The 14,205-nt window shown below is 68.4% G+C and carries 12 protein-coding genes; 11 read left to right on the forward strand and 1 reads right to left on the reverse strand.

Annotated features, from left to right (window positions below; translation table 11 throughout):
• Positions 1–22 precede the first annotated feature (22 nt).
• The 6 genes from mtrA to secA all read left to right on the forward strand — a co-directional run bounded on the left by mtrA (position 23) and on the right by secA (position 8,620).
• A complete protein-coding gene (gene mtrA / locus ACFXMV_RS18160) occupies positions 23–700 on the forward strand; it encodes an MtrAB system response regulator MtrA (RefSeq protein WP_097210558.1) in 678 nt (225 codons plus the stop codon).
• Positions 697–2,430 carry an MtrAB system histidine kinase MtrB gene (gene mtrB, locus ACFXMV_RS18165; protein ID WP_378614325.1) on the forward strand — a complete coding sequence of 578 codons (1,734 nt, stop codon included), beginning with the start codon at positions 697–699 and terminating at the stop codon, positions 2,428–2,430. Before mtrA ends, mtrB begins: the two co-directional genes overlap by 4 nt.
• Entirely contained in the window at positions 2,427–4,181 is a 1,755-nt protein-coding gene (gene lpqB / locus ACFXMV_RS18170) for an MtrAB system accessory lipoprotein LpqB (protein WP_378503122.1), read from the forward strand. Before mtrB ends, lpqB begins: the two co-directional genes overlap by 4 nt.
• A gap of 30 nt (positions 4,182–4,211) precedes the next feature.
• Positions 4,212–4,871, forward strand: a complete 660-nt coding sequence (locus tag ACFXMV_RS18175; protein WP_378502254.1) for a ComF family protein — start codon at positions 4,212–4,214, stop codon at positions 4,869–4,871.
• 170 nt (positions 4,872–5,041) lie between these two features.
• Positions 5,042–5,716 (forward strand): ribosome hibernation-promoting factor, HPF/YfiA family, encoded by a 675-nt coding sequence (hpf, locus tag ACFXMV_RS18180; protein WP_378503123.1) that lies wholly within the window; start codon positions 5,042–5,044, stop codon positions 5,714–5,716.
• 111 nt (positions 5,717–5,827) lie between these two features.
• Positions 5,828–8,620 (forward strand): preprotein translocase subunit SecA, encoded by a 2,793-nt coding sequence (gene secA / locus ACFXMV_RS18185; protein WP_378502024.1) that lies wholly within the window; start codon positions 5,828–5,830, stop codon positions 8,618–8,620.
• Positions 8,621–8,625: 5 nt separating this feature from the next.
• On the opposite strand, the gene ACFXMV_RS18190 is transcribed toward secA, so the two are convergent.
• A complete protein-coding gene (locus ACFXMV_RS18190; RefSeq protein WP_378503124.1) occupies positions 8,626–8,970 on the reverse strand; it encodes an Rv3235 family protein in 345 nt (114 codons plus the stop codon).
• Between the two features lie 334 nt (positions 8,971–9,304).
• On the opposite strand from ACFXMV_RS18190, the gene ACFXMV_RS18195 reads away from it, so the two are divergent.
• The 5 genes from ACFXMV_RS18195 to ACFXMV_RS18215 all read left to right on the forward strand — a co-directional run bounded on the left by ACFXMV_RS18195 (position 9,305) and on the right by ACFXMV_RS18215 (position 14,124).
• Positions 9,305–9,727: an HAD-IA family hydrolase gene (locus ACFXMV_RS18195; protein WP_378501119.1), complete on the forward strand. Its 423-nt coding sequence runs from the start codon at positions 9,305–9,307 to the stop codon at positions 9,725–9,727.
• Positions 9,721–11,088, forward strand: a complete 1,368-nt coding sequence (locus ACFXMV_RS18200; protein ID WP_378501118.1) for a wax ester/triacylglycerol synthase family O-acyltransferase — start codon at positions 9,721–9,723, stop codon at positions 11,086–11,088. The genes ACFXMV_RS18195 and ACFXMV_RS18200 overlap by 7 nt, the downstream gene beginning before the upstream one ends.
• Positions 11,089–11,097: 9 nt before the next feature.
• Entirely contained in the window at positions 11,098–11,604 is a 507-nt protein-coding gene (locus ACFXMV_RS18205) for a DUF6912 family protein (RefSeq protein ID WP_378501117.1), read from the forward strand.
• A 74-nt stretch (positions 11,605–11,678) separates the two neighbouring features.
• Positions 11,679–12,794, forward strand: coding sequence for a ferredoxin reductase (locus tag ACFXMV_RS18210; RefSeq protein ID WP_378501116.1), 1,116 nt, complete (start codon positions 11,679–11,681; stop codon positions 12,792–12,794).
• Between the two features lie 100 nt (positions 12,795–12,894).
• The gene (locus tag ACFXMV_RS18215; protein ID WP_378501115.1) at positions 12,895–14,124 is read left to right on the forward strand and encodes a fatty acid desaturase family protein; all 1,230 of its coding nucleotides are present in this window, start codon (positions 12,895–12,897) and stop codon (positions 14,122–14,124) included.
• Positions 14,125–14,205: the final 81 nt, after the last annotated feature.

The following is a 14,205-nucleotide window of genomic DNA, read 5'->3' on the forward strand; positions in this document are numbered from 1 at the left end:
CCCGAGATGACACGATAGGGATATGAAGCCACGCATTCTGGTTGTCGATGACGACACGGCTCTGGCCGAGATGCTCACCATCGTGCTCCGTGGGGAGGGCTTCGAGCCCTTCGTCGTCGGGGACGGCACGCAGGCGCTGACCGCGGTCCGAGAGATCAGGCCGGACCTGGTGCTGCTCGATCTGATGCTGCCGGGCATGAACGGCATCGACGTGTGCCGGGTGCTGCGGGCCGATTCCGGGGTTCCGATCGTGATGTTGACCGCCAAGACGGACACCGTCGACGTGGTGCTCGGTCTCGAGTCGGGCGCCGACGACTACATCATGAAGCCCTTCAAGCCGAAGGAGCTGGTGGCCCGGGTGCGGGCACGGCTGCGGCGTACCGAGGACGAGCCGGCCGAGCTGCTCAGCATCGCGGACATCGTCATCGACGTGCCCGCGCACAAGGTCACCAGGGAGGGCCAGCTCATCGCCCTGACCCCTCTCGAGTTCGACCTGCTCGTCGCCCTGGCCCGCAAGCCGCGCCAGGTCTTCACCCGTGAGGTTCTGCTCGAGCAGGTGTGGGGCTACCGCCATGCCGCGGACACCCGCCTGGTCAACGTCCATGTCCAGCGGCTGCGCGCCAAGGTCGAAACCGATCCGGAGAATCCTGAAGTGGTGCTCACGGTCAGGGGGGTCGGCTACAAGGCCGGACCGCCGTGATCCGTTTCTCTCGTACGCGGCGGCGTATCAACGGAACGTTCACGCCGCTGCTGCGCCGCTTCAGGAACCTGAGTCGTTCGCTCGGGCATCTCTGGCGGCGCTCACTCCAGCTCCGGGTCGTGGTGTCGACCCTCACGCTGTCGCTGGTGGGCATCACCATTCTCGGTGTCGTGTTGACCAGCCAGATCACCGATCGGTTGCTCGAGGCGAAGATCAGCGCCGCCACCGAGGAGATGGATCGGGCGCGGGCCACCGTGCAGGCCGAATTGGCGGGCGCCGACGACAGCACCTCGCTCAGCACCCGGCTCGAGAGTGCCCGCGCGGCCCTGACGAACCGGGGCACCGATGCGGGGGCGGCGTCGGGCGCGGCAGGCACCTTCGACTCCGTTCTTGTGGTGCCGGCCGAGCCGCCGCGTGAACCCACATCGAGCGGGCCGATCGAACAGATCCCGGCGAACCTCCGCCAGTTCGTCAAAGGGGATCAGGTCAGCTACCAGTTTGCGACGGTGTCTGACCCAGACGGCTATTCCGGTCCTGCGCTGATCGTCGGCAGCCCGGCGGCAGCCGACGTCTCCACCCTGCAGCTGTACCTGGTGTTCCCGCTCGCGGCCGAGGAGAAGAGCCTGTCGCTGATGCGCGGCACCATGCTCATCGGCGGCGCCGTGCTGCTGGTGCTGCTGGCCGCGATCGCGATGCTGGTCGCGCGCCAGGTGGTGCTCCCGATCCGGTCCGCGTCGCGGATCGCGGAGCGTTTCGCCGACGGCAGGCTCAAGGAGCGGATGCCGGTCCGCGGCGAGGACGACATGGCCCGGCTCGCCGTCTCCTTCAACGACATGGCGGAGAGCCTGTCCAAGCAGATCACCCAGCTCGAGGAGTTCGGCAACCTGCAGAAGCGGTTCACCTCGGACGTCAGCCACGAGCTGCGGACCCCGCTGACCACGGTGCGGATGGCGGCGGAGCTGATCCACGACGGCAGCGCCGACCTGGATCCCGCGTTGCGCCGTTCGTCGCAGCTGCTCGTCGCAGAGCTGGACCGGTTCGAGACCCTGCTGAACGACCTGTTGGAGATCAGTCGCCACGACGCGGGCGTCGCCGAACTGGCCAATGAGCAACTGGACCTGAGGATGAGCGCGCGTGCCGCGGTGTCGACGATTCGCCACCTCGCCCGCGAGTCTTCGACCGAGCTGATCCTCGATCTGCCGGACGAGCCGGTGATCGCCTCGGTCGACCCACGCCGAGTGGAGCGGATCCTGCGGAATCTGCTGGCCAACGCGATCGACCACGGGGAAGGCAAGCCGGTGCTGCTGCGGCTGCGCGCGGATGCCGACGCGGCCGCGTTCATCGTGCGGGATCAGGGGATCGGACTTCGTCCCGGCGAGGAGAAGCTGGTGTTCAACAGGTTCTGGCGGTCGGATCCCTCCCGGGTGCGCAGGTCCGGCGGCACCGGTCTCGGCCTGGCGATCAGCGTCGAGGACGCGCGGTTGCACGACGGCAGACTGGAAGCGTGGGGAGAGCCGGGGGAGGGCGCCTGCTTCCGGCTGACGCTGCCCCTCGTGCGCGGCCACCGGATCACCAGCAGTCCGCTGCCGCTCAAGCCGACAACGCGCAAACACTCACAGGGTCAGCCGATTCCGGGGACCGCGCACACCGACGACGGGCTCGAGGCACGGAGTGAGGCGCTCGACCCCGATGAGGCGAGCAGTGTGCCGATGCTCAGGGAGCGGCCATGAGGGCGCGCATCGCCGCGGCCATGGCGGCGGTCTTCCTGCTCGCCGGGTGCGCCAGCCTTCCCGACTCGTCGACCCCGCAGGCGATCGGCACCATCGCGCCCGGCCCGGTGACGGGGGAGGTCCCCGTGCCGGCCCCTGGACGCGAGCCGGACCTGTTGCTGCGGGACTTCTTCGGCGCCAGCACGGACCCGTTGAACCGGCATTTCTCGGCGCGTCAGTTCCTCGCCCCGGACACGGCAGCACAGTGGGACGACGCCGCGAGCACGACGATCGTCGACAAGGTGGACGTGCTCCCGGATCAGCGCACCGGCGACGCGGCCACCTACACGATCCGCGCGAACAAGGTCGGCCAGCTCGAGTCCGGCGGCGCCTATATTGCGGACGAGGGCAGTTTCGAGACCAAGATCCACCTGCGCAAGACCGACGGACAGTGGCGGATCGACCAGCTCCCGCCCGGCGTGATCATGGACCGGCCGCAGTTCCTCAAGACCTATCAGCGCCAGGCGCTGTACTTCCTCGATCCCGCCGAGACGGCGGTCGCCCCTGACCTGCGCTGGATCTCGATCCGGACGCAGAACCTGCCGGAGCGACTCGTCGACCTGCTCATCACCGGCCCCAAACCGGCGTTGGCGAATGCGGTCGGGAACCAGCTCGGGAACCTGACGTTGCGCGCGCCCATCACCAAGGCCGACGGCCGGACCGACGGGGTCGGCATCGGGTTCGGCGGCGTGCGAATCGATTTCCAGGGTGCCCAGGACCTCGACCAGCGTCGCCGCGAGCTGCTGGCGGCGCAGGTCGTCTGGACCCTTGCCGAGGCCGAGATCGCCGGTCCGTACGTGCTGCTCGCGGACGGCAAGCCGCTGGACGAGCGATTCCCCGGTGGATGGACCACCGCCGACGTGGCCTCGACCAACCCGATGTCCTCCGCGAGCTCCGCCATCGGGTTGCACGCGTTGAGGGAGGGCGCGCTGGTCAGCGTGACGGAGACCGGCGTGCTCCCGCTGCCGGGCTACTTCGGCACGGCGACGGACCTCGAGTCGATCGCACTGTCCCGCGACGGGAAATGGGCCGCCGGGGTGTCGGCCACGGGGCAGGCGTCGGGCGCGATCCGGACCCTGATGTCGGGGCCGATCGCGGGCGACGCCGTGCCGGTGCTCCAGGGCGGCTCCATCACCAGGCCCACGTGGTCGCCCGCCGACGCCTCCCTGTGGGCTGTGGTGGACGGTTCCCAGGTGATCCGGGCGGTGCGGGACGCGAACTCCCCTCAGGTGTCCGTCCAACCCGTCGACTCGGCCGCGATCGCGGGGCTGGGTGGCTCCATCACCGAACTGCGGCTGTCCCGAGACGGGGTGCGGGCGGCGATCATCGTGGACGGCAAGGTGTACGTGGCGGTCGTCGAGCGACATCCGGACGGCCGGTATCAGCTCATGAATCCGCGGCCTGCCGCGGTCGGTCTCGGTAGCCCCGCGGTGGCTCTCGACTGGAGCGGCGGTGACTCCGTGGTGGTGGCCAGGGCGGCATCGGACATCCCGGTGGTCATGGTGTCTCAGGACGGCTCCCGGATGGACGCGCTGCCGAGCCGGAACCTGACGCCGCCGGTCGACTCGGTCGATGCCTCCCCGACGACGGTGTTCGTCGGCGATGCGCGCGGGGTGTTCCAGCTCAACAACAACGACCCGGCGGGTGACCGCTACTGGCGCGAGGTGCCTGGTCTGACCGGGGTCAAGGCCACGCCGGTTCTGCCGGGCTGACTGTCGTAGCGCGGGTGCACACTGCAGTGCATGCGCGCGCTCGTCGACCTGATCCTGCCCCGCGAATGCGGCGGCTGCGGGGCTGCGGGCACCGACTGGTGCGGCCGGTGCCGGGCGGAGCTGTCGGGCGACCCGGTGCGGCTCGTGCCCCGGATCGATCCAGGGGTTCCGGCCTGGGCGCTCGGCCGGTACACGGGTCCGCGTCGGAGCGCGGTGATCGCCGCCAAGGAGCGCGGACGCCGGGATCTGGCCGGTCCGCTCGGGCAGGCGCTTGCCGGTGCGCTGCAGCGGCTACGGGAGCTCGGTGAGATCGATCCGCCGGAACTGGCGGCATTGATCTTGGTGCCTGCGCCGACCAGGGCACGGGCGGCGCGGGCGCGTGGGGGAGACCCGGTGACCAGGGCCGCACTGGCAGCGGTGGCCGCGCTGTCGCCCGAACCGGCCGCGGTGGTTCCGATGCTGAAATTTGCTCGGGGAGTTCAGGATTCGGTTGGACTCTCGGCCCGGGCGCGCGCCGCGAACCTGTCGGGACGGATCGGGATGGTGTCGGGTACGCGAACCTGTCGGTCTGCATGCGTGGTGCTCGTCGACGACGTCTTGACGACAGGGGCGACGGTCGCGGAGTCCGTTCGGGTCCTGTCCGGGGGTGGCGTCGCGGTCGATTCCGTGCTTGTGATCGCCGCCGCATGAATCAATCTCCGGGAATGCTGGCACTCCCGTCCAAGTCGGACTAGCGTCGCCAACACAGCCGACGACACGGTGGGAGGTGATACCCCAAACCTGGCGCCGGGCGGTCCCCTCCCGACGCAGATCACCCGCCGACAGCCACCGCGGTGGCTCGGCCGTAACCTGGAGGTACCGTGACGACCCCTTCAAAAGCCTCGGTTTTTTTCGAAGAAGAGACGGACTCGGCCGGGCAGCCTGACGGCCCGCGCGCCGACATCGTGGTGAAGGGCCGCAATGTCGAGGTCCCCGACCACTTCCGTGTATATGTCTCAGAGAAGCTGGCTCGACTCGAGCGCTTCGACCCCACGATCTACCTCTTCGACGTGGAGCTCTATCACGAGCGCAACCGAAGGCAGGCCAAGAGCTGCCAGCGCGTCGAGATCACCGCAAGGGGCAAGGGCCCCGTCGTCAGGGCTGAGGCCACCGCCGACAGTTTCTACGCGGCATTCGAGGGCGTCACCGCCAAGCTCGAGAGCAGACTGCGACGAACCAAGGATCGGCGCCGCGTCCACTACGGCGACAAGACCCCGGTCTCGGTGGCGGAGGCCACCGCGGCCCTCGCCGAGGACGATTCCCTCGCGATCTCGCCCGAAGTGTCGCTCGATTCCGAGAACGCCCCGGCCGACGGCCCGGGTCAGGTCGTCCGGACCAAGGTGCACACAGCGGCGCCGATGAGCGTCGATGACGCCTTGTACGAGATGGAACTCGTCGGTCACGACTTCTTCCTGTTCTACGACAAGGAGTCGGATCGACCCTCGGTCGTCTACCGACGGCACGCGTTCGACTATGGCCTGATCCGGCTGGCCTGAACCCGGTCGAATGAGTTAGCGCCTACCATGGGAGCCGGTCGGGGGAGAACTCTCCCGACCGGCTCCACCGTGTACACCCCTGCCCGCCGAGGATTGAGGACGTTTAAGCCCGTGCCGTCGTTGTCGCTGTCGAAGCTGCTCCGTGTTGGTGAAGGTCGCATGGTCAAGCGGCTCAAGCACATCGCCGAGCACGTATCCACCCTCTCTCCCGACGTGGAAGCACTGTCCGACGCCCAGCTCCACGCGAAGACGGCGGAGTTCAAGGAGCGGTACGCGAGCGGGGAGACCCTCGACGAGCTGCTGCCGGAGGCGTTCGCGGTGGCGCGGGAGGCCTCCTGGCGGGTGCTCGGCCAGAAGCACTACACCGTCCAGGTCATGGGCGGCGCGGCCCTGCACTTCGGGAACGTCGCCGAGATGAAGACCGGTGAGGGCAAGACCCTGACCTGTGTGCTCCCCGCCTACCTCAATGCGATCGCGGGCGATGGCGTGCACGTGGTCACGGTCAACGACTACCTGGCCAAGCGTGACTCCGAGTGGATGGGCCGAGTGCACCGCTTCCTCGGCCTCGACACCAGTGTGATCCTGTCGGGGATGACCCCGGCCGAGCGCCGCACGGCGTATGCCGCCGACATCACCTACGGCACCAACAACGAGTTCGGCTTCGACTACCTGCGCGACAACATGACGCATTCGCTCGACGACCTCGTCCAGCGCGGGCACAGTTTCGCCATCGTCGACGAGGTCGACTCGATCCTCATCGACGAGGCGCGCACCCCGCTGATCATCTCGGGCCCCGCCGACGCGTCCTCGAAGTGGTACGGCGAATTCGCCCGGATCGCACCGCTGCTCAAGCGCGACGTGCACTACGAGGTGGACATCAAGAAGCGCACCGTCGGCGTGCACGAGGCGGGTGTGGAACTGGTCGAGGACCAGCTCGGCATCGACAACCTCTACGAGGCCGCGAACTCGCCGCTGGTCAGCTACCTGAACAACGCGGTCAAGGCCAAGGAGCTCTACCAGAAGGACAAGGACTACATCGTCCGCGACGGCGAGGTCATCATCGTCGACGAGTTCACCGGTCGAATCCTGGTCGGTCGGCGCTACAACGAGGGCATGCACCAGGCCATCGAGGCCAAGGAAAAGGTCGAGATCAAGGCCGAGAACCAGACCCTCGCCACCATCACCCTGCAGAACTACTTCCGGCTCTACGACAAGCTCTCCGGCATGACCGGTACGGCCGAGACCGAGGCCGCCGAGCTGCACCAGACCTACGGCCTCGGCGTGATCCCGATCCCGACCAACCGCCCGATGGTCCGCGTCGATCAGGGCGACCTGATCTACAAGACCGAGGAGGCGAAGTTCGCCGCCGTCGTCGACGACGTGGTCGAGCGCCACCAGAAGGGCCAGCCGGTCCTCATCGGTACCACCAGCGTCGAGCGGTCCGAGTACCTGTCGAAGCAGTTCACCAAGCGCGGCGTCGCGCACAACGTCCTCAACGCGAAGTTCCACGAGCAGGAGGCGACCATCGTCGCCGAGGCCGGCCGCACCGGTGCGGTCACCGTGGCCACCAACATGGCAGGCCGCGGCACGGACGTCGTGCTGGGCGGAAACCCGGACATCCTCGCCGACCTGCACCTGCGCAAGCAGGGGCTGGACCCGGTCGAGACCCCCGACGAGTACGAGGCCGCGTGGGAGCCCGCCCTCGAGGAGGTCAAGACCCAATCCAAGGCGGACGCGGACGACGTGCGCGAGGCGGGCGGCCTGTACGTGCTCGGCACCGAGCGGCACGAGTCCCGCCGCATCGACAACCAGCTGCGTGGCCGCTCCGGCCGCCAGGGCGATCCGGGCGAGTCCCGCTTCTACCTCTCGCTTGGCGACGAGTTGATGCGACGGTTCAACGGCGCGGCGCTGGAGTCGATCATGACCCGGCTCAACCTGCCCGACGACGTGCCGATCGAGGCGAAGATGGTCTCCAAGGCCATCAAGAGCGCGCAGACCCAGGTCGAGCAGCAGAACTTCGAGATCCGCAAGAACGTACTGAAGTACGACGAGGTGATGAACCAGCAGCGGACCGTCATCTACGCCGAGCGTCGCCAGATCCTCGAGGGCGAGGACATGGAGGGCCAGGTCGAGGGCATGATCACCGACGTGGTGACCGCCTACGTCGACGGCGCCACCGCCGAGGGTTACGTGGAGGACTGGGACCTCGAGCAGCTCTGGACGGCGCTGCGCACGCTGTACCCGGTCGGGATCGATCATCTGGAGCTGACCGGCGAGACCGAGGTCGGTGAACGTGGTGACCTCACGCGTGACGAGCTGCGCGAGGCGCTGCTGACGGACGTGCGGGCGGCCTACGACGCGCGCGAGCGGCAGATCGACGAGATCGCGGGCGAGAACGGGATGCGTGAACTCGAGCGTCGCGTGCTGCTCTCCGTGCTCGACCGCAAGTGGCGCGAGCACCTCTACGAGATGGACTACCTCAAGGAGGGCATCGGCCTGCGCGCGATGGCCCAGCGCGACCCGCTGGTCGAGTACCAGCGCGAGGGCTTCGACATGTTCACCGCGATGCTCGACGGGCTCAAGGAGGAGTCCGTCGGCTTCCTGTTCAACCTGCAGGTCGAGGCCGCACCTGCGGCGGAGCCGCAGCAATCGGGTTGGACGGCGGCCGCCACCGCCGCACGTCAGGCGCCCGCCACGCTGCCGACCGAGGAGACCGCGCCCGCGGCCCCCGCGGCCCCGGCCGCGCTGCGCGCCAAGGGACTCGATGCGTCGGACGAGACCAGGCTGACCTACTCGGGTCCGAACGAGGACGGCAAGGCGCAGGTCCGCCGGACCGCGGCGGACGCGGGCGACGGTTCCCGGCGCGAGCGCCGACAGGCGGGACGGTCGAAGCGCAAGAAGTGACGGGCCTAACCGACCTGAAGTGACGTGACACGCCAGCCGCCGAGACTCTCGGCGGCTGGCGTGCGTTCGAGGCGGGCCGCGACGGCGAACATCCGCGGTCCGCGGGAGTAGCTGCCGAACACCTCGACGGTGTCGAGGTCGCTCGGTCGCAGGTGCACCCGGAGCAGGGAGGCGACGCCGAGCCTGCGGGCAGCCAGGGGGCGCCGGGACAACGCGGCGACGAGGTCGACCAGCGCGGGCGCCAGCAGTGGTCGTAGCTGTGCGGGCGGACGGCGGCGGTCGAGCACCTCGAGGGTCAGCCGCAGCGCGTGCTCGGCGAACCGCTGCGCCTCGGGGTCGGTGGCGAACACCTCGGCCGGGTGCCGCCCGGGACCGCGCGTTCTGACGGGTGACCGACCGCTGTGCGGCGAACGGGTTGGGGTGCGGTGCGCGGCGGTCCGCGATTCCGGCTGCCCCGCGATCGGCGGTTCGCAGTGCGGAGCCTGGGTCAAGAACCTGTGGGTGTCATGCATGAGGGACGTCTCCTGCCTCGACCGGGGCGGCTCGTGACGAGCCGACGGACAGCGGTGCCGAGTCCGTGGAGAGTCCGGACGGTCTGAAGGATCGCACGGATCCCTCAAGCGCGGGAGGATTCTCGCGAACCTTTGTCAGGCGCGGACGTTCCCCGAGCCATAGGGTGGGCGGATGCGAGGGTTGGTGGTGGACTTCGGTGGGGTGCTGGCCGGGCCGGGCTCGGACCGTGCGGGACTGACCGCGATCATCGCGGCCCTGCGCGCGGTCGGCGTCCGATCGGCCATCCTCAGCAACGACCCCGGGGGCCGCGCTTGTGCGGACCTGCGTGGCCTGGGCGGCGGGGAACTGGTTGACGAGGTGGTGCTCTCCGGTGATGTCGGAATGGCGAAGCCGGACCCGCGGATCTATCGGCTGGCCGCGCGGCGGCTCGGCCTGACGGCCGCGGAATGCGTGTTCGTCGACGATCTCGCGGTCAACGTGCGCGGCGCCGTCGCGGCCGGGATGGTCGGGGTACATCACGTGGATCCGGAGACCACGGCGAGCGAACTGCAGATACTCTTCGATCTCGGGCAGGGGGCGCCGGCACCATGGTGAACAGGTTGACCACGCTCGACGCGTCGTTCTATTTCCTCGAGGCGAGCAACACCCCGATGCACCTCGGTTCGCTGGCGATCCTGCAGCCGCCGCGGTCGGGGCTCGACTACGAGGATCTGCTGACCCGCGTCGAGAATCGGCTCGCGCTGGTGCCGCGGTATCGGCAGCGGGTGCGCGAGGTGACCTTCGGCCTGGCCAGACCGGTGTGGGTGGACGACCGGGACTTCGACATCACCTATCACGTCCGGCGCTCGGCGCTGCCGAAGCCGGGATCCGACGAACAGCTGCACGATCTGGTGGCGCGGCTGACGTCGCGGCCCCTGGACCGGACCCGGCCGCTGTGGGAGATGTACCTGGTGGAGGGGCTGTCGAAGAACCGGGTGGCGATCTTCACCAAATCGCACTCCTCGCTGGTCGACGGCGAGCACGCGCTCGAGATCAGTCAGGTGTTGCTCGACCCGACGAAGACACCGCCGCCCGCGACCGAGGAACTGTGGATGCCGCGACGCGAGCCGCGCGAGGCCGAACTCGTGCTCGACGCCGTCGCCGAGATGGTCGCGCGACCGAGCGAGGGCGCGGCCACCCTCCGGATGGCGGTAGGCGACCTGATGGGCACGGCCGCCGAGGTGATCGGCAACATCGCCGCGGTGGTCCGGACGGCGGCACACACGGCGCCGACGAGCCCGCTGAATGCGCACATCTCGCGGAACCGGCGGTTCGCGGTCGCGAAGACGACGCTGGCGGACTACCGGAGAATCCGGGACAAGTACGCGTGCACGGTCAACGACGCGATCCTGGCGGTGCTGACCGGGGCGCTGCGGAACTGGCTGCTTTCGCGCGGCGAGCCGGTCACCGCGTTCACGACGGTGCGCGCCTTGGTGCCGATCGCGGTCGATTCCAGCGTGGCCGAGCGAGGGGTGTCCTCGTTCCTGGTTGACCTGCCGGTGGGGGAGCCGAATCCGGTGGTCCGGCTCTCGCACATCGCGCACGCCACCGAGGCCAACGCCAAGCAGAGCCGGTCGGCCGCGTTGCCGCTGGCCCGGATGTCCGGTCTCGCGCCCGCGACTCTGCACGCGATGGGCCTGCGGGTCGCGAGCGGGCTCTCCCAGCGGGTGTTCAACCTGATGATCACGAATGCGCCTGGGCCACAGACTCCGCTGTACCTGGGTGGGGCGAAGGTGCTCGAGATGTACCCGGTGTCGCCGTTGCTGAAGAATCAGGCGCTCAGCGTCGGCCTGACGTCATACAACGGTCACGTCTACTACGGTTTGAATGCCGACCGCGATGCGATGTCCGACGTGGATGTGGTGACGGCGCTTCTGTACGAGTCGCTCGAGGAGCTGTTGGATGCCAGTACGTAAGGATTACGCATGAGGGTCTATATCCCGGCGACCATCGCGATGTTGCACAGGTTGGTGGCGGAGCAGGAGTTCGATCCGGTGAGCCGCACCGCTTTTGCGGTCACCCCGTCGCTGCGCGAGGCGTATGCCTCCGGCGACGACGACGAGCTGGCCGAGGTCGCGATGACAGAGGCGGCGCGCGCCTCGCTGCGGCTGCTCGCCGCCGAGTCCGACGACGCGAGCGCGTCGACGGTTCATCGTCGTGCGGTCATCGCCGCGGACGTGGACGAGGCGAAGCTGCGGCCCGATCTCGACGACGCCGTGGTCCGATTGGCTGCGCCGGTGACCCTGGCCCAGGTAGCGTCCGTCCACGTGGATCTCGCCGAGGCCGAGGCGGCGATCGCCAAGGCCGTGGAGGCGATCGACGCGGCCGATCTGGGGGATGTGGACGCCGAGTTCGTGCTCGGGGACGCCGAGGATCACGAGCTGGCCTGGTATGCCACCCAGGAGCTGGCGTTCCTGCTCGATCTGTTGTGATGGTCCGCGTGACAGCGGGGCACGCGTGTAGGTAACCTACGGTTCCGTAACCTACGCGAGTGGATGGATTGTTGATGGGTTTGAGGAACTGGCTCGAGGCGCCAGCCGCTGATATCTCGGCGCCCCGCCGGCCGAAGCTGAACATGCTGCGTGGAGCGGTGACGCGGGTGACCACCCCCTTGCTGCCGGATGACTTCCTGCACCTGGCGAACCCGTTGTGGTCGGCGCGCGAGCTGCGCGGCAAGGTCATCGAGGTCCGTAAGGAGACCGCAGACTCGGCGACGCTGGTGATCAAGCCCGGATGGGGCTTCGATTTCGACTACCAGCCGGGCCAGTACATCGGCATCGGTTTGCTGGTGGACGGTCGGTTCCACTGGCGGTCCTACTCGCTGACCTCCCCGCCGAACTGGGAGAAGAAGCGGATCTCGATCGCGGTCAAGGCGATGCCGGAGGGTCAGCTCTCGAGCCACCTGATCAACGGCGTGCCCTCGGGAACGGTGATCCGGCTGGCCGCGCCGCAGGGCAACTTCGCGCTGCCCGAGCCGCCGCCGGAGAAGATCCTGTTCCTCACCGCGGGCAGCGGCATCACCCCGGTGATGGCGATGTTGCGCGCGATGGTGCGCCGCGACGAGCTGCCGGACGTCGTGCACGTGCACTCCGCACCGACCGCCGAGGACGTGATGTTCGGCGAGGAACTGTCGGCGCTGCACGAGGCGCATCCGAACTTCGTCTCCAAGGTTCAGCACACCAGGACCGGCGGCAGGTTCCGGCTGGCTGACCTCGACGCGCTGTACCCGGACTGGCGTGAGCGCCAGACCTGGGCCTGCGGTCCGGCACCGATGCTCGACGAGATCGAGCGGGTCTGGCGGGAGGCGGGCCTGTCCGACCGGCTGCACACCGAGCGGTTCACGATCTCGCGTGCGGACGACGCGGGGCAGGGCGGCACGGTCACCTTCGCCAAGACGGGCCGCAGCATTGAGATCGACGGCGCGACCACCCTGCTCGAGGCCGGCGAGAAGGTCGGAGTCCAGATGCCGTTCGGATGCCGGATGGGCATCTGTCAGACCTGCGTGGTCCCGCTCGTCGCGGGCCACACCCGCGACCTGAGGTCGGGCCGTGAGCACAGCGAGGGGGAGCGGGTGCAGACCTGCATCGCGTCGGCGGCAGGCGACTGCACCTTCGATCTCTGAGTCAGCTCGTGTTCACAGATGTCGGCTATCGTTGTCGGCATCGGATACGCCGCGCGGGGGCCTCCGCAGGCAATCTATCTATCCCTAACGGAGGGCCCTGATGGCCATCACGGACATCAAAGAGTTTTCACACCTCACCGAGGCCGACATCGAGGCGCTCGGGCGTGAGCTCGACGAGATCCGGCGCGATGTCGAGGATTCTCGCGGCGAGCGCGACGCGCGGTACATCCGCCGCGTCATCCGTCTGCAGCGAGCCCTCGAGGTCGGCGGCAGGCTGACGCTGTTCGGCAGCAAGTACCGGCCGGCCTGGCTCGCGGGCACCACCATGCTGACCCTGGCCAAGTGCATCGAGAACATGGAGCTGGGCCACAACGTGGTGCACGGCCAGTGGGACTGGATGAACGACCCGGAGATCCACTCCACCACGTGGGAGTGGGACATGACCGGCCCGTCCTCGCAGTGGAAGCGGGCGCACAACTACTCGCACCACACCTACACCAACATCGTCGGAATGGACGACGATGTGGGATTCGGGATCCTCCGGATGACCCGCGACGTGCCGTGGCGGCCGATCAACTTGCTGCAGCCGGCGGCGAACGTGCTGCTCGCGACCACCTTCGAGTGGGGCATCGCAATGCACGATCTGAGCTGCGCCAAGACCGAGGACAGCAAGCGCGGCGGCGCGAACATCGCCCAGCTGAACCGGGAGTTCTACGCGAAGGCGGCCAAGCAGGTCGGCAAGGACTTCGTGTTGTTCCCGGCGCTGACGGGTCCGGCGTGGAAGCACACGCTCGCCGCCAACGCGACGGCGAACCTCGCCAGGAACCTGTGGGCGTACGCGGTGATCTTCTGTGGACATTTCCCGGACGGGGCGGAGAAGTTCACCGTCGAGCAGTACCGCAACGAGACGAAGGCCGAGTGGTACCTGCGGCAGATGCTCGGCAGTGCCAACTTCAAGGCAGGCCGGGTGATGGCGTTCATGAGTGGCAACCTCAGCTTCCAGATCGAGCATCACCTGTTCCCGGATCTGCCGAGCAACCGGCTCCGCGAGGTGTCGGTGCGCGTGCAGGCGCTGTGCGACAAGTACGACCTGCCGTACACGACCGGGTCGCTCGCGAAGCAGTATTCGTTGGCGCTGAGGACGATTCACAAGCTCGCCCTGCCGGATCGGCTCCTCACGGCCGGCGCCGACGATGCGCCGGAGACCTGTTCCGAGCGAAAGTTTCGCGATGGTGACGCGTCGGTCAATCCGCTCCGGGTGGACCCGGTCACCGGGCGCCGCATCGGTTTGAGGTCGGCACTGCGGCAGCTGCGCGAGCGACGCCGCTAGCTTGTCGTGAGTTGAATCACACCTTCGTCGATGTAACCTACGGCGCCGTAACTTACGGTACGGTAGGTCCCGACTAAGGGA

It is taken from the genome of Rhodococcus sp. NPDC059179, from assembly GCF_042754885.1.
Taxonomy (GTDB): domain Bacteria; phylum Actinomycetota; class Actinomycetes; order Mycobacteriales; family Mycobacteriaceae; genus Rhodococcus_G.

Excerpts from the sequence above, each read along its gene's own strand:
- ACFXMV_RS18200 (WP_378501118.1), top strand. The coding sequence starts at position 9,721 with ATGGTGAACAGGTTGACCACGCTCGACGCGTCGTTCTATTTCCTCGAG.
- lpqB (WP_378503122.1), top strand. The coding sequence starts at position 2,427 with ATGAGGGCGCGCATCGCCGCGGCCATGGCGGCGGTCTTCCTGCTCGCC.
- ACFXMV_RS18210 (WP_378501116.1), top strand. The coding sequence starts at position 11,679 with ATGGGTTTGAGGAACTGGCTCGAGGCGCCAGCCGCTGATATCTCGGCG.
- mtrA (WP_097210558.1), top strand. The coding sequence starts at position 23 with ATGAAGCCACGCATTCTGGTTGTCGATGACGACACGGCTCTGGCCGAG.
- ACFXMV_RS18175 (WP_378502254.1), top strand. The coding sequence starts at position 4,212 with ATGCGCGCGCTCGTCGACCTGATCCTGCCCCGCGAATGCGGCGGCTGC.
- ACFXMV_RS18205 (WP_378501117.1), top strand. The coding sequence starts at position 11,098 with ATGAGGGTCTATATCCCGGCGACCATCGCGATGTTGCACAGGTTGGTG.
- ACFXMV_RS18195 (WP_378501119.1), top strand. The coding sequence starts at position 9,305 with ATGCGAGGGTTGGTGGTGGACTTCGGTGGGGTGCTGGCCGGGCCGGGC.
- ACFXMV_RS18215 (WP_378501115.1), top strand. The coding sequence starts at position 12,895 with ATGGCCATCACGGACATCAAAGAGTTTTCACACCTCACCGAGGCCGAC.